The organism is Aureimonas sp. SA4125 (genome assembly GCF_019973775.1).
GTDB lineage: Bacteria > Pseudomonadota > Alphaproteobacteria > Rhizobiales > Rhizobiaceae > Plantimonas.
The window spans coordinates 3133199-3148482 of record NZ_AP025032.1 but is presented as its reverse complement, the minus strand read 5'-3'; the positions used below and the strand labels follow the sequence as shown (position 1 = coordinate 3148482).

Below are 15284 nucleotides of genomic sequence, written 5' to 3'. Positions count from 1 at the left end.
ATGGCGGACGCGGCGACCGAGAGTGGTGTGGTCAAGGCGGGCGGCGGTCGCTCGCGCGGTCTCGACCGGGCTTTCGACATACTCGACTTTCTCGCCGGTGCGCGCCGCGCCATGCGGCCGAACGAGATCGCCCAGGAACTGGGCGCGCCGCGCTCCACCGTCTACGATCTCACGGCGCTTCTCGTCCGTCGCGGCTTTCTCGAGGAAGTCGGCGACGGGCGCCTGTTCCTGGGCGACCGCCTGCATATCCTGGGCGCCGCCCATGCCGCCCTGTCCAGCAGGCAGATGGCGATCGAGGCAGCCCTCGGCCGCATCGTCGAAGACACGCAGGAGACCGCTCAGTTCTGCCGGCTCGACGGCAACAAGTACATCGTCGCCACCGCCCGCGACGGCACGCGCCCCTTCCGCATCACCACCAATATCGGTCACCGCGTCCCCCTGACCTGGACGGCTTCCGGTCGTCTTCTGGTCGGCCATCTCGATGCCGCCGGCATCGCGGCCTTCGTGCCGCCGGAAGATTTCGCCCTTCCGGACGGCCGCCCGATCGACCGCAACGCCTTCCTTGCCGAGGTCGAGGCGGCGAGGGTGGTCGGGCATTTCACCTTCGACAGCGCCCTCGACAGCTACACCCATTGCTTTGCGGTACCGGTGCGCTCTGCGCTCGGCAGAGCGGAAGCGACGCTCTGCATCGTGGCGCCGCGCGAGGACGCCTATCGCAATCACGCCGCCTACCTCGCCAGCCTGAAACAGGCCGCCGCACAGATCTCGCCCCTCTTCGCCAAACCCGGCTGATCCAGCCTGAAGGGTCCCATGCGTATTTTCACAGCGTCGCTCGCTACCGAAACCAATACGTTTTCGCCCGTGCCGACGGATGTCGATTCCTTTCGCGCCGCCTTCTACGCAGGTCCGGGCGCGCATCCGGAGACACCGACGCTCTGCTCCTCCCCGGTGCCGATTCTGCGGCGGCGGGGTCGGGCCGAAGGCTTCGAGGTGATCGAGGGCACGTCCTGCTGGGCGGAGCCAGCCGGCCTGATCCAGCGCCAGACCTACGAGGCGCTGCGCGACACGATCCTGGCGGAACTTGAAGCCGCGCTGCCCGTGCACGGCGTGGTGCTGGGGCTTCATGGTGCAATGGTCGCGCAGGGATATGACGATCCGGAGGGCGATTTCCTCGCCCGGGTTCGCGCCATCGTCGGGCCGGACGTCACGGTCGCCGCCGAGTTCGACCCGCATTCGCATCTGTCGCCGCTGCGCGTCGAAAAACTCGACATTCTCGCCACCTTCCTCGAATTCCCGCATACCGATTTCGAGGAGCGCGGCGAGCATGTGGTGGACCTCGCGCTGCGCACCATCCGCGGCGAGATCCGCCCGATCATCTCGACCTTCGACTGCAAGATGATCGGCCTCTATCCGACAAGCCGCGAGCCGATGCGCGGTTTCGTCGATCGCCTCAAGGCGATGCAGAAGGACACGATCCTCTCGGTCTCGGTGATCCATGGCTTCATGGCCGGCGACGTGCCGGAGATGGGAACGCGCATCGTCGTCGTCACCGACGGCAACAAGGAGAAGGGCGAAAGGCTGGCCGAAACCCTCGGCCACGAGCTCTATGCCCTGCGCGGCACCACGGCGATGCCGATCGTCGACACCGAAACCGGTCTCGACCGCGCGGCGGAGCTGGTGCGCGGCGGCACGGGCAAGCCTGTCGTCGTTGCCGACGTCTGGGACAATCCGGGCGGCGGCGTCGCGGGGGACGCGACGCACATCCTCTGCCGCATGGTGGAGCGCGGCATGGACCGGATCGCCGTGGCCACGATCTGGGATCCCATTGCCGTTTCCTTCTGCCATGCGGCGGGCGAGGGCGCCGAGATCGAGCTACGCTTCGGCGGCAAGTCGAGCCGGCATGGCGGCGCGCCTTTCGACGCCCGTGTGACGGTCCTGCGCACGGTCGCCGAAGGTTGGCAGAGCTTTCGCGCCAGCCGGGTAACGCTCGGCCGCGCGGCCGTCGTGCGTCTCGTGGGCACCGAAATCGACGTCGTGCTCATCACCAGCCGAACCCAGACCTATGAGCCCGACATCTTCTCCAACCTCGGCATCGACTTTGCTGCCAAGGACGTCCTCCTGGTGAAATCCACCAACCATTTCCATGCCGGCTTCCAGCCGGTGGCATCCGAGATCGTCTACGTCGCCGCGCCGACCTCCTATCCCACCGATCCCGCGACGACGCCTTACGTCAAGGCGAGCCTGAACCTCTGGCCACGGGTCGCCGATCCACTCGGCCTTGGTGCCTGAACGACCCACCGAGCCGCGCTCGCTCGCGAGCCGGACCGGCACCCCATCAACAAGGAGAACGGTTATGAAGACCTCACGTTTCCTCGCTGCCGGCATCGCGGCGCTCCTCTGCGGCACCGCCACCGCGGCGCTCGCGCAGGCCCCCGGCGGCGTCCTTACGGTTGCAACCATCGGCGAGCCGCCGACGCTCGACCAGATGCAGACGCCGACCGACATCGTCATCACCATCACCCAGCATATTTTTGAAACGCTCTACACCTTCGATGCCGAATGGCAGTCGCAGCCGCTTCTGGCCGCAGCGCTGCCGGAGATCTCGGAAGATGGCCTGACATACAAGATCGCGCTCCGCGAGGGCGTGACCTTCCACGACGGCACGACCTTCGACGCTGCCGACGTCGTCACCTCGCTGAACCGCTGGATGAAGATCAACTCCAAGGGCAAGCAGGTCGCCGCCGTCGTCGAGAGCATCGCGGACGACGGCGAGCACGCCGTCGTCATCAAGCTGAAGTCGCGCTACTCGCCGCTCGTCGCCACGCTCTCACAGGCGTCGGTCATCCTGCCGTCCGAGAAGGCCGGCGATACGCTGGCCGAATTCGTCGGCACCGGTCCCTATTCCCTGAAGGAGCGCCGGCCCGACCAGTTCACCCAGCTGGTGCGCTTCGACGGCTACAAGTCGCCCGAGGGCGAGGCCAGCAACTATGCCGGCAAGCGCGAGGCCGTCGCCGGCGAGATCCGCTTCGTGCCGGTGCCGGATGCCAATACCCGCGTCGAGGGCCTGATCGCCGGGCAGTTCGACTATGCCGACTCCCTGCCGTTCAGCGCCTATGAGCGGGTCGAGGCGAGCGACGTCGCCAAGCCGGCGATCTACGAGAATGCCGGCTGGACCTCGCTCAACATGAACATGAAGGCGGGCCTCCTCACCGCCAAGCCGCTCCGCCAGGCGGTGCAGGTGGCGCTCAACCCGACCGACATGATGCTCGCCGCCTTCTCGGACGAGCGCTTCTTCGGCGTCGACGGCGCGCTCTTCCCGAAGGGCTTCGTCTGGCACACCGAAGCCGGCGTCACGCGCTATGGCGAGGGCGATCCCGAGGCCGCGGCGGCCCTGATGGAGGAAGCGGGCTACGACGGCACGCCGATCCGGATCCTGACCAGCCGCCAGTACGAATACCACTACAAGACCGGCGAGGTGGCCAAGGCCTATCTCGAGGCGGCCGGCTTCAAGGTCGACCTGCAGGTCGCGGACTGGGCGACGCTGACCACCCGCCGCGCCGATCCCGCGCAGTGGGACATCTTCATCACCCATTCCAACTTCCCGGGTGATCCGTCGACGCTGAACACGATCACCGACACCTATCCCGGCTGGTACGTCTCGGACGCCAAGGCCGCTGCGGTCTCGGTCTACCTCGCCGCCACCACGCAGGACGAGAAGTTCAAGGCGTGGGAAGGCATCCAGAGCGTGATCTACGACGACGCGCCGCTGGTGAAGGTCGGCAACTTCAATGCCCTCGGCGGCATCTCGAAGGCCGTCAGCGGCTACACGCCCGCCTACTGGCCGCGTTTCTGGAACGTCACGCCAAAATCCTGATCCACGAACCGAAAGATCCGCGATGTCGGGGTTGTTGAATGCTCTTCTCAGGCGGCTCGGCGGCATGGCCGTCGTGCTTGCCCTCGTGGTGACGGTCGTCTTCGTCATCGTGCGCGTCACGCCGGGGGATCCCGCGGCGATGATGCTGGGAACGGACGCAACGCCCGCCGACATCGCGGATCTCAGGGCCAGAATGGGGCTGGACGCGCCCCTTCTCCAGCAATATGGACAGTTCCTGTTCGACGTCGTCCGCGGCGATCTCGGCCAGTCGATCTTCCTCAACCAGCCGGTGACGACGGCCTTGGCGGCGCGCGCCGAGCCGACCTTCTTCCTCACTTTGTTCTCGATCCTCATTGCGGTCGCAATCGCGCTGCCGGTCGGCATCCTGTCGGCCGTCAAGCGTGGAACCGCCTTCGACCAGGTCGTCGTCGGCGTGACGATGATCGCGGCCAGCGTGCCGAGCTTCTGGCTGGGGCTGATCCTGATCCAGACCTTCGCCGTCAGCCTCGGCTGGTTTCCGGCTTCCGGCTATGGCGGACCGGATACCGCCTTCCTCGAGCGCCTCCGGCATCTCGTCCTGCCGGCGCTGGCCCTCGGCATCGTCAACTCCGCGCTGATCACCCGCTTCACCCGCGCCGCCATGCTGGACGTCCTCGGCGACGACTATGTGCGCACCGCCCGCGCCAAGGGGGCGAGCCCCGCCCGCGTCATTCTCAAGCACGCGCTGAAGAACGCCCTGATCCCGATCATCACCGTGATCGGCCTGTCGATCGCGCTTCTCGTCGCCGGCGCCGTTGTGACGGAAACGGTCTTCGGCCTGCCGGGGATCGGAAACCTTGTCGTCTCTGCCGTGCTGCGCCGCGACTATCCGGTCATCCAGGGCGCGCTTCTCGTCGTTGCCGCGATCTATGTCCTCATCAACTTCGCGGTCGACATGCTCTATCTCCTCGTCGATGCCCGGGTGCGGTCATGAGCATGGTTTCCGTCGTCCCCACCCGCGGCGCTGGCCTTCGTCGCCTGCTCGGCAACCGTGCCATCGTCTTCGGCGCGGTCATCCTGACGCTGATCGTCCTCGCCGCGTTGCTCGCCCCGTTCATCGCGCCCTATGCGCCGAACAAGCTCTCGATCGTCAACAAGCTGAAACCCCCGTCGCTGCAGCATCTCTTCGGCACCGACGAGTTCGGCCGCGACGTCTTCTCCCGCGCGATCTTCGCCGGGCGGGTGTCGTTGCTGGTCAGCCTCGGCGTTGTCTGCATCGCCTCGGTGCTCGGCATCTTCCTAGGCGTCATCGCCGGCTATTTCCGGCGTCTCGACGCGCCGATCTCGCGTCTGCTCGACGCGATGATGTCCTTTCCCGACATCCTTCTCGCCATCGCGTTGGTCGCCGCCCTCGGGCCGTCGCTCCTTAACGTCATCCTGGCGCTTGGAATCACCTACGCGCCGCGTCTCGCCCGCATCGTGCGCGGCTCGACGCTGGTGCTGGTGCGGCTTCCCTATATCGAGTCCGCCGTCGCGCTGGGCCTGCCGACCTGGCAGATTCTGACACGGCACATCCTCATCAATCTCGCCTCGCCGATCCTCGTCCAGGCGACATTCATCTTCGCCTCCGCCATGCTTGCGGAGGCGAGCCTATCCTTCCTCGGCGTTGGCGTATCGACAGACATGCCGACCTGGGGGACGATGCTCGCCTCCGGACGCGAATACATGAACGGCGCCTCGTGGCTGATGCTGTTTCCCGGCCTCGCCATCGTGCTGGCCGTCTTGTCGCTGCAACTGGTCGGCGACGGCCTGCGCGACCTCGTCGATCCGCGCCTCGCCAAGGAAGTCTGACCATGGACGCAGCATCAAAAAGCGTGCGCGCACCCGTTCTCGCGGTCGAAAACCTCACCACCGCTTTCCGTACGAAAGGAGGATGGCAGAGTGTCATCCGCGACATCTCCTTCACCGTCGATGCCGGTGAGACCGTCGCCGTCGTCGGCGAGTCCGGCTCGGGCAAGAGCGTCACGGCGCTGTCGATCATGCGCCTTCTGCCGGAGGGCAAGGCCCGCTGCGAAGGCCGCATCCGGCTCGATGGACGAGACCTGCTGACGGTTTCGGAGAAGGAGATGCGGGGGGTGCGCGGCGGGCAGATCGGCATGATCTTCCAGGAGCCGATGACCTCGCTGAACCCAGTGTTCACGATCGGCAACCAGGTCGCCGAGGCGCTTGTCCTCCACCGCGACATGTCGTGGGCGCAGGCGAAGGCCGAGACGCTTCGGCTGATGGACCGCGTGCGGATCCCCGCTGCCCGCTCGCGCCTCGAGGAATACCCGCACAAGTTTTCCGGCGGCATGCGCCAGCGCGTGATGATCGCCATGGCGCTCGCCTGCCGCCCGAAACTCCTCATCGCCGACGAACCGACGACGGCGCTCGACGTCACCATCCAGTCCGAGATCCTGCATCTCATCCGCGAGTTGCAGCGCGAAGAGACGATGGCCGTCCTCTTCATCACCCATGACATGGGCGTCGTGGCGGAGGTCGCCGACCGCACCGTGGTCATGCTGCGCGGCGACATGGTCGAAACTGGTGCGACGGACCGCATCTTCGCGTCGCCCGTGCAGCCTTACACCAAGGCGCTGCTCGCCTCGATCCCGCGCCTCGGGACGATGGGCACCGCACCGGGCCCCCGGCGCTTTCCCTCGGTCGATCCGGCCACGGGCGCCAGCACCGACGGAAGCCAGACGCGTCCCCTTCCGGCGTCGACCGCGCCCGTGCTCGATGTCTCCAACCTGGTGATGCGCTTTACCGTTGGTGGCGGGCGCATTCATGCCGTGGAGGACGTATCGTTCCAGGTTCACCCCGGCGAAACGCTGGCGCTCGTCGGAGAGTCTGGTTGCGGCAAGTCCACGACTGGGCGGTCGATCATGCGGCTCATTCAGCCGACATCGGGTTCGATCACGGTCGACGGAGAGGATGTCCTGTCAGCCAGTGCCGGCGGCATGCGGGCAATGCGGCGAACCGCCCAGATGATCTTCCAGGATCCCTTCGCCTCGCTCAATCCGCGCATGACGATCGGTGCAGCCATCGCCGAGCCGATCCTGGCACACAAGATGATGGGCAAGCGGCAAGCGCGCGAGCGCGTCTCTTACCTGCTGGAGAAGGTTGGCCTCTCCGCCGCCGTTTCAGATCGACATCCGCACGAGTTCTCAGGCGGCCAGCGCCAGCGCATCTCGATCGCCCGGGCCCTTGCACTGGAGCCGAAGCTGATCATCGCTGACGAGGCGGTCTCTGCCCTCGACGTCACGGTAAAGGCGCAGGTCGCCAACCTCCTGCTCGATTTGCAGGAGGAGATGGGCCTCGCCTTCCTGTTCATCTCGCATGACATGGCGGTGGTGGAACGACTCAGCCACCGCGTGGCGGTGATGTATCTCGGCGAGATCGTCGAGATCGGTCCGCGCCGGGCGGTCTTCGGCAACCCGCAACACCCCTATACGCGCCGGCTTCTTTCGGCGGTGCCGGTGCCCGATCCCACGACCCGTGGCAGCCTGCCTTTGGCCCTGACCGAAGAGCTCAAGAGCCCTTTGCGTCGCTTAGACTACGTCGCTCCGTCCCGGGTCTATCGCGAGGTCGCTCCGGGGCATCTCGTGCTTTCGGACGTCTCTTTGCCGTCGCGACACTGAGAAGTCTCCGGCATGCTCCGTCCTGCGGATCCCGATCGGCAACAATTGGTTCAGCCGCTTGCCGTGCAGAACTCGCGCGGCGCCCGGACCCTCGGCAGAGCAGCCTTGGCCGAAAGCCGCAACCAGATCCACTGAACCAGCGCGCTGGCGGCATCCGCCGCAGGCTTACGCCGCTCGCATATCGCTTTTCATAAGAAAACGCCCCCAGATGGGGGCGTAACGTCGTTTCGCTGACTTTGATTGATCAGATTAGAGAGCCGAAAGTGCTCCAAGCACGCGTTCGCTTGCCTTTTTCGGATATTTTGCCGTCTTGATCTTTTCGATGTTGACGGCCGGATCGCCGACGACGATGACCGCGGCCATGCCCATCGAATAATGCGGCGTGCACTTGACGACGTAGGCGCCGGGGACGGTGAACGTCACCTTGATCGCCTCGTTGACCTTGCCCTTGAAGGCCTCGGCGCCGTCCGGAAACATGTCCTTGACGCTTTCCGCATTGTGGCTCTTGTCGGTCGGAAGGAAGGTGACGGTGTCACCCGGACTGACCTTGGTCAGCACCGGCTCGAAGACCATGATGCCATCGGCGCCCTTGTTCAGCATCTGGACTTCGAAATCGGCGGCAAGGGCAGGGGCGCTCAGGCAGGCGAGCAGCGCGATGCTCGTGAGGAACTTGGAAGCGATGGTCATGGTCATTCTCCTTGGGGACAGACGATCCTGTCCGATCGTTGCCGGAGAGATAGGCGCGATCGCCGGGGCGATCGTTGAGAAAACGCAAACAGCGCCACGGATAATGCACGGCCTCAAGCCGTCAGTCGCGATTGCCGTCAGCCAGCTTCGATAGACCTTCGGGATCCAGCACCAGCAGTTTCTGCCGGCCACCCTCGACCAGCCCCTTGCCCTCCCAGGCACTGAAAATGCGCGAAACCGTGTGCAGCGTCGTGCCGGTCATTTCGGCGATGTCCTGGCGGGAGATCTGAAAATCGATGCGGATGCCGTTTTCCTCCGTCTTGCCCGCCTGCTTGATGAGTCTCAGCACGGCATGCGCGACGCGGCGCTCGACCTCCTCCGTCGACATCTCCCGGATGCGGGTATGGGCTTCTTCCAGCCGCTGTCCGATCGTCTGCATGGCACCGATCGCCAGTGCCGGATTCTGCTCGACGAAGACCGGCCACATCTCGGTCGCCCAGACGAGCACGATGCTTTCGGCCGCGGCGATCGCGGTGCCGGGATAGTCGATCCGCTGCAGGGCTCGCGCAAAGCCGAACAGATCGCCGGGATGAACCACGCGGACGATGATCTGCTGGCCGTCGGCAGTGACCTGCATCACCTTCAGGCGGCCGTGCAGCAACAGGTAGAAATGGGTGGCGGAGGCGCCCTGCTCGAAGACCGCTTCCCCGCGCGGAACTCGGCGCGAGGTGGCCGAGCCCAGCAGCGCGTCCAGGTCGGCGTCGCTCGTCTTGTCGAACAGGGTGAGCGATCTGACGAGAGTCCGGTCTATTCCCGCCACGGCTGATCCTCGAAGGGTGAAGCAAGGGCCGTTGCACCAGCATTCCCGCGCGAGCGCAAGGTGCTATCGTACCGGACCCCCGCCGCTCTGTCCGGCGAAGGCGCCGGTTGTCGGTGCCTCGGCGGGCCGGGACCAATCAGGCAGGCCGGAGCCGACTGGTCTCGAAAGCGCGGATGAGCGGGGCGTACCAGCGGCTGTCGCGCACCAGGCGGAAGCCGAGATTGTCGGGAGGCGTGCCGACCGAGCAGCCGCCGCCCTTGGCATCGCGGATGAAAAAGCTCATCGGCGCCCGGTGCTTTCCCTCCAGCACATAGACCCCGCAGGCCGGCGCCTGGCTGATGATCCTGCCGTCCCCGTCCATCACGACGCGCCGGTGGCAGGTTCCGGTCCATTCCCAGACATTGCCGCCGATATCGGCGATGCCGTATTCATTCTCGCCGAAGTTCCCCTGTGGTTGCGCCGCCTGCAGACTCCCCGCCTTGCGGGCCGATTCCCGTTCGTAGTTCGCGATCCAGCGAATGGCCGGGTTCTTGTTGTTCAGGGCGATCCCCAGCGCATCGTCAGCGAAGCGCGTACCGGCCGCGAAAGCCCATTCCGCATCGCTCGGCAACCGCCAGACCTGACGCGTCCTCGTCGACAGCCAATCGGCATAGGCCCGGGCGTCGTCATAGCTGACGCCCGTCACCGGGACGGTCTGGATGCTGGCGGGCCTACTTTCGGCCGCGGCGCAGGCTCTGTCGGCAACACAGAGCGCATAATCCGCCACCGTCACCTGGAACTTCATGACGTGAAGCGGCGAGGCGACCGCGACCGTCTCGAGCGGCGCATCGACGGGGATGCCGGCTCTCACGAAATCACCATCGCTGCGATAGGTGAAAGTCCGTGGCGGGACGGTCACCGTCGGCGGGCCGGGAAGGGCCCCGCCGATGCCGCCCGTATCGATCAGGCCCGTCGTCAGGGCCAGTCCGCCGATGAGCCCGGCGAGAAGCATCACCGGCAAAACGACGGAGAGCGCCGAAGTCCTGCGTTCTTCTGCAATGGTCGCCACGGTCGCCTCCCTTTTGCTTGTGAAGGCTGCGCCGGCACGGTTTCTACCGGCGCAGCCGACCCCGTCTCAGATGAGGCCAGCCGCCTTGACCGACGTCATCAGATCGTCGTTCCACTCTCCGGTGACCTTGAAGTGGCCGGCCGCCCCGAGCTCGAAGGCTTCGATGAGGTTGTGGTTGACATAGGCGTAGATGCCCGGCTGCAGGAAGGTGTAGTAGGCCGCTCCCGCCGTGCCGCCCGGAATGAACCAGGTCTCCTGGTCCACGGCCGGCGGATTGTTGAACTTGCCATGAGCCCAGACATAATCGCCGTGGCCGCCGATGAGATGCGGACGGGTGTCGCGATTGGCCTGCGAATGGATGATCAGCACCCGGTCGCCGACCTCGGCGGTGAGGGCGTTGTCGCCGGTCAGCGCGCCGACGGAGCCGTTGAAGACGATGTGGGTCGGGGTCAGCGTTCGCATGACCTTGACGGTGTCCTCGAAGGCATCGCCGGGTGCCTCGTATTTCTTGAAGACGCCGTTCTCGTCCCTGGGAATGTAGAAGTCCTGTTCGCCGACATAGTAGACGCGGTCGTAGACGAGTTCCTTGCCCTTGCCGTCGGTCAATCCCTCGCGCGGCAGCACCATGATGGCGCCGTTCATGCCGGAAACCACATGCCACGGGACCATTCCGGGAGGGGCGCAATGGTAGACGAAGACGCCGGCGCGCGTCGCCTTGAAGCGCAGGACCGTGCTTTCACCGGGATTGACCTCGGTCAAGGAACCGCCGCCCAGCGCGCCGGTCGCGGCGTGGAAATCGATGTTGTGCTGCAGGGTGTTGGTTGCGGGATTGACGAGGGTGAGTTCCACGTAATCGCCCTGATGCACGACCATCAAGGGGCCGGGGACCGATCCGTTGAAGGTCATGGCGTGCACCTCGGTGCCCTCGCCGTCGACGACCAGCTTCTTTTCCTCGATCACCATGGTGAACTCGACGATCTTCGGGCCACCCACGGCCTTCTGCGTGTGGGGGTGCACGAAGGGTGGCGTGGCAAGTTCGACCTTGACGCGCGGCAGGGTGCTGACGTCGGGCGCGAGGGTCTTTGGCAGGGTGTCTTCCGCCTGCGCGGCGCTCCCTGTCATGATGGCGCCCAGGGCACCGGAAAATGCCGCACCGGCAAGAATGGTGCGACGGGAAATCTGAAACTGGCTGGACATCTCTGCCTCCAAGGGAGCGGTCGAACGTTTGCCGACCATGACCTTGGTTTAGGCCGCCGCGATGGGCACCACTTTGCGCCGCAGCAAAGAGGTTCGAGGATGGCACGATTGCGAAGGAACAGCCCATTGCCATCCCCGGAAGGAGCAGACCCGAACTTGCGCGCGATGGCCCTTTGCGCCGGGTCTTGGAAGAACGCCTGGGCTTGCGGTTTCGCAAAGAGATGACAGTGACTTGGCTGTAGTCCCCTCTGTCTTGAGGGGATACAAAGTCGATGCAGAACGAGCCAACCATCAACCAGCTTGAGGAACCTCTCGCCAAACGGACGAGCAAGGCGATCCCACGTGGACTGGCGACCACGGGACCGATCGTCTTTTCCTACGGCTTCCGGCCCTTCTTTCTCGCCGGCGGATCCTGGGCCGTCATTGCCATGCTGCTGTGGATCCTGGCGCTGGTGTTCGGCTGGCCGATCGGCGGCGACTATGGCGCGGCTGCCTGGCACGCCCATGAAATGCTGTTCGGCTTCACGCCTGCCGTCCTCGCCGGCTTCCTCCTGACGGCGGTTCCGAACTGGACAGGCCGGCTGCCGGTCTCCGGCCCGCCGCTGATGGTGCTCGTCGCGATCTGGGCGGCCGGCCGGCTGGCGATGCTGTCTCCGGCCCTGATCGGCGTCACGGCCGCGGCCGCCGTCGATGCGCTGTTTCTGCCCGCGCTGCTGTTCATTTGCGCCCGCGAGGTGATCGCCGGCCGGAAATGGAGCGATCTGAAGGTCATGGCCGGTCTGGCGGCGCTGTCGCTGGCCAATATCCTCTTTCACCATGCCGTCATCGGCGAGGATCATTCGGGCGCGTTCAACCGTCTGGGGATATCGGCCTATGTCATGCTGATCACGATCATCGGCGGCCGCATCATCCCGAGCTTTACCCGCAACTGGATGAAGAAGTTCGGCCACAAGGTTTTCCCGGTACCGCACAACCGCTTCGACGAGATCGCCATCGCCAGCGGATTGATCGCGCTGGGCGCCTGGGTCATCAGGCCGGAGCATCCCGCTACCGCCGTCCTGGCGACAATCGCGGGCTTGCTGCATGCGATCCGGCTTTACCGCTGGCGTGGCTGGAGCACATGGCCTGAAAAGCTGCTGCTGATCCTGCACCTCGCTTATGCCTTCGTCGCCCTTGGCCTGTTCGGCATCGCCCTCGGCGCGCTGGGCATGATCGACGCATTCTCGGTGCTTCACCTCCTCTCGGTCGGTGCCGTCGCCTCGATGATGATCGCCGTGATGAGCCGCGTCAGCCGAGGCCATACGGGGCGCGTGCTGACGGCCTCGCCGATGGCGGCCGTTTCCTATGCCGCCATCCTCCTATCCGCCGTGCTGCGGCCGATGGCCAACGTGCTGCCGGATTTCTACGAGCCGCTGATCGTTGCCGCCGGCCTGTCCTGGGTTCTCGCCTTCTCCCTGTTCTGCTGGGAATGCGGCCCGATGCTGATCAAGGTACGACGCGTCGCCCACGGGGACAGCGCGCCCGGCTGAGCGGCTTTCTAAGGCGCCACGAGGCTGGCGCACGAGGGTGGCGATGCCCGACGGCGACCGCGGGTGACGGGCGGCGCCGTTCCGTCAAGCGCGGGGCGGTGCGATCCCTCGGCTCCGATCGGGCGAACCGCTGCCGGTTCAGAACCGCGCCGCCGTCCCGGCCGCCATCATGCCGGGCGACCACGGCGGGTCGTAGACCAGGTCGACATCGACGGATGTCACGCCCTCCACCGCGAGAACGCACGCTTCGACCGCGTCCCTGAGGATGACGGTGGCCGGGCAACCCTTCATCGTCGTCGTCATCGTCACCCGCGCCGCACCGTCCGGCGCCACGGCAATGGCGTAGATCAGACCAAGGTCGACGACGTTCTCGCCCAATTCGGGATCGATCACACGCCGCAGGCGATTCTCGACGCGGGCGGCCGGATCGCCGGCGTCAGACATGCGACCCATCCCCCGCCGTGCCGATGCGAATCAACATCCGGAAGGTTTCGCCGGCCTCGTCGAAATTGCCGGCCCATTCGTGCCCGCGCTTGACCAGTTCGGGAAACAGGAACAGCGGCTCGCGCGCCAGCAGCACGAACATTACCGTGCCCGGCTGCATCTTCTCCGCCGCCGCCAGGATGCGCACCATCGGCTCCGGCGGGTCGAGATCGACGAGATCGAGCTGGCGCTCCGGCTCCGGCCAGCCCTGCGCTGCGCCCGCATTGCCGGATACGGCGGTGTCGTCGGCGAGCGGGGCCGGCGTGAAGACCACTTCCCAGTCGCCGCCCGCGATCTCGCGTGCCTGATGGGCGAAGCCGCGATTGGCCATGACGTCGAACAGGGGCGTCGGGCAGAACGGAGCGTACAGCCTGAGATCCTGTCCGGGCTCCAGTTGCCTGACCGCTTCCATGATCGCCTGGAAGGGCTCGCCGCCTTTCTTCAACAGCGGGCGGACATCGAGTTCGAGGGGCGGCACCGTCATGGCGACCTCCTGGTCGGAAAGGGGGGAAGGAAAAGATGCGGGCGCAGCGCGCCGTCGGGCAGCCGCAAGGGAAGAGGAACATGCGCCAGCCGTCGGGCCCGGGCAAACTCGACGATCAGACAAAGAGTCGCCACCAGTTGGCAGAACGCCGCCAGGCGGAAGAGCGTTGGCTGACGCGCCAGCAGCGCAGTCGTCGCGACCGCGACGGCCGCAAAGAACAGCATGAACCAACGCATCGCCTTGCTCTCGTCGACGAGGTCCTGGACGCGCGGCGTCGGCACCCGCCCGAGGATCGGACCATAGCATTCGAGCCAGGTCAGGAAGGGGACGATCTTGTAGAGCTGGGCAAGGCCGAGGCCGGTCAGCCAGCCGAAGACTGTCAGGTAGGCCAGCGCCGCGACGCCCGCCTCGCCGGGGCCGGTCAGCGCGACGAAGGCGAGGAGAGCGATCGTGGCGGCAAGGGCGGCAAAGGCGCCGAGGCTGACGCGGCTGTTGACCTCCATCAGCCGGCGCTTGCGCCGGCGGTAGATCCGCAGCACGTCGGCGCCGTAGACGGCCATGGCGACAATGCCGAGGGCTGCCGCCAGGAGCAGCATCTGCGGCGCGCCCGCATCGCGGAAGACGACGACCGGCGCGGCACTGGCCACGACTGCCAGCGCCAGAGCACCTGACCACCAGACGAGCTTCTGCGTCGCGTGCTCGCTTTCCGGCGACAGCATGAACATCGCCAGCAGACGGTAGCTGACGCCCATCGCCGTGAACGTCATCCAGCCGCCGAGACCGAGACTGGCATGCAGGGAAACGCCGTTCGCCAAAAGAGGCATGGCAGCGCCGCCCTGGGGCCAGCCCGAATGCGTCAAGGCGAAGCTGGTGCCGAGGGCCACCGTACCGGCGAGCGAGGCGAGGCCGACGGCGACGAAGCGCGCCGGCAGGGGCAGGGGCCGCGCCCGCCACAGCGTTGCGGCGACAATGGCGATCAGCAGCGAAAAACCGGCGCTGAGGAGCACGGCCCCGGCCGGCAGCGCATAGCCCGCCCATTCGCTTCCACTCGCCAGGGCGGCAAATCCGGACAGCAGGCACAGCAGCCCGGCGATGATCATCACCAGTGCCGGCATGGCCAGACGCCCACCGCAAAGCGGGCGCGCCACCAGGACCGGCACGAACTGCAGCAGGGCCCCGCTCATCAAAAGGCCAAGCCAGCCGATGGTGACGGTATGAACGAGGATCAGGGTTTCGGGGGCGCGCAGAGCCGCCATGGGATAGCCGAAACCCAGCACCATCATCGCCTGTCCCCCGACCAGGAAGGCCAGGGCGACGGCGAAGGAGGACATCGTCCAGCGGGAAAGCGTGGCGCCCGACACCTCAGCTTGCTCCCGCCGGCATCGGCGCCGGCATCGGCGCCGGCATCAGTGTCCGCCGCAGGTGCAGACATGCTCCTCGGACGTGCCGCCGACAGGCCGGCCGATCTCCACCCGCCAGATGTCAGGGCCTTCCTCGAGGTAT

General features: G+C 66.2%; 15 protein-coding genes. 8 read left to right on the top strand and 7 right to left on the bottom strand.

The window, feature by feature from the left end; genetic code table 11:
- From Sa4125_RS14805 to Sa4125_RS24220, 7 genes are all read left to right on the top strand, one after another.
- Positions 1-792, top strand: coding sequence for an IclR family transcriptional regulator (locus Sa4125_RS14805; RefSeq protein WP_223998961.1), 792 nt, complete (start codon positions 1-3; stop codon positions 790-792).
- Between the two features lie 18 nt (positions 793-810).
- On the top strand, positions 811-2289 hold the full coding sequence (locus Sa4125_RS14800; RefSeq protein WP_223998959.1) for a M81 family metallopeptidase: 1479 nt from the start codon (positions 811-813) through the stop codon (positions 2287-2289).
- A gap of 64 nt (positions 2290-2353) precedes the next feature.
- Positions 2354-3874 carry an ABC transporter substrate-binding protein gene (locus tag Sa4125_RS14795; protein ID WP_223998957.1) on the top strand — a complete coding sequence of 507 codons (1521 nt, stop codon included), beginning with the start codon at positions 2354-2356 and terminating at the stop codon, positions 3872-3874.
- Between the two features lie 31 nt (positions 3875-3905).
- Complete coding sequence (locus Sa4125_RS14790) at positions 3906-4847, top strand: ABC transporter permease (protein ID WP_267461379.1); 942 nt, start codon at positions 3906-3908, stop codon at positions 4845-4847.
- Positions 4844-5704 carry an ABC transporter permease gene (locus Sa4125_RS14785; protein WP_223998953.1) on the top strand — a complete coding sequence of 287 codons (861 nt, stop codon included), beginning with the start codon at positions 4844-4846 and terminating at the stop codon, positions 5702-5704. Before Sa4125_RS14790 ends, Sa4125_RS14785 begins: the two co-directional genes overlap by 4 nt.
- 2 nt (positions 5705-5706) lie before the next feature.
- On the top strand, positions 5707-7533 hold the full coding sequence (locus Sa4125_RS14780) for an ABC transporter ATP-binding protein (RefSeq protein ID WP_223998951.1): 1827 nt from the start codon (positions 5707-5709) through the stop codon (positions 7531-7533).
- Between the two features lie 12 nt (positions 7534-7545).
- The gene (locus Sa4125_RS24220) at positions 7546-7668 is read left to right on the top strand and encodes a hypothetical protein (protein ID WP_267461334.1); all 123 of its coding nucleotides are present in this window, start codon (positions 7546-7548) and stop codon (positions 7666-7668) included.
- Positions 7669-7782: 114 nt separating this feature from the next.
- Here Sa4125_RS24220 and Sa4125_RS14775 read toward each other — a convergent pair whose 3' ends face one another.
- The 4 genes from Sa4125_RS14775 to nirK form a co-directional block, all read right to left on the bottom strand.
- A complete protein-coding gene (locus Sa4125_RS14775) occupies positions 7783-8220 on the bottom strand; it encodes a pseudoazurin (RefSeq protein WP_223998949.1) in 438 nt (145 codons plus the stop codon).
- A 121-nt stretch (positions 8221-8341) separates the two neighbouring features.
- The gene (locus Sa4125_RS14770) at positions 8342-9040 is read right to left on the bottom strand and encodes a Crp/Fnr family transcriptional regulator (protein ID WP_223998947.1); all 699 of its coding nucleotides are present in this window, start codon (positions 9038-9040) and stop codon (positions 8342-8344) included.
- Between the two features lie 136 nt (positions 9041-9176).
- Positions 9177-10088, bottom strand: a complete 912-nt coding sequence (locus tag Sa4125_RS14765) for a formylglycine-generating enzyme family protein (RefSeq protein WP_223998945.1) — start codon at positions 10086-10088, stop codon at positions 9177-9179.
- A 66-nt stretch (positions 10089-10154) separates the two neighbouring features.
- Positions 10155-11285 (bottom strand): copper-containing nitrite reductase, encoded by a 1131-nt coding sequence (gene nirK, locus Sa4125_RS14760; RefSeq protein WP_223998943.1) that lies wholly within the window; start codon positions 11283-11285, stop codon positions 10155-10157.
- Between the two features lie 272 nt (positions 11286-11557).
- On the opposite strand from nirK, the gene Sa4125_RS14755 reads away from it, so the two are divergent.
- The gene (locus Sa4125_RS14755; RefSeq protein ID WP_223998941.1) at positions 11558-12814 is read left to right on the top strand and encodes an NnrS family protein; all 1257 of its coding nucleotides are present in this window, start codon (positions 11558-11560) and stop codon (positions 12812-12814) included.
- 138 nt (positions 12815-12952) lie between these two features.
- Here the strand turns inward: Sa4125_RS14755 and Sa4125_RS14750 are convergent, their stop codons facing one another.
- From Sa4125_RS14750 to Sa4125_RS14740, 3 genes are read right to left on the bottom strand one after another with little or no spacing between them, the layout of a single operon-like run.
- Complete coding sequence (locus Sa4125_RS14750) at positions 12953-13258, bottom strand: metal-sulfur cluster assembly factor (protein ID WP_223998938.1); 306 nt, start codon at positions 13256-13258, stop codon at positions 12953-12955.
- Complete coding sequence (locus Sa4125_RS14745) at positions 13251-13781, bottom strand: DUF2249 domain-containing protein (protein ID WP_223998937.1); 531 nt, start codon at positions 13779-13781, stop codon at positions 13251-13253. The genes Sa4125_RS14750 and Sa4125_RS14745 overlap by 8 nt, the downstream gene beginning before the upstream one ends.
- A complete protein-coding gene (locus Sa4125_RS14740; protein WP_223998936.1) occupies positions 13778-15142 on the bottom strand; it encodes a hypothetical protein in 1365 nt (454 codons plus the stop codon). Before Sa4125_RS14740 ends, Sa4125_RS14745 begins: the two co-directional genes overlap by 4 nt.
- Positions 15143-15284: the final 142 nt, after the last annotated feature.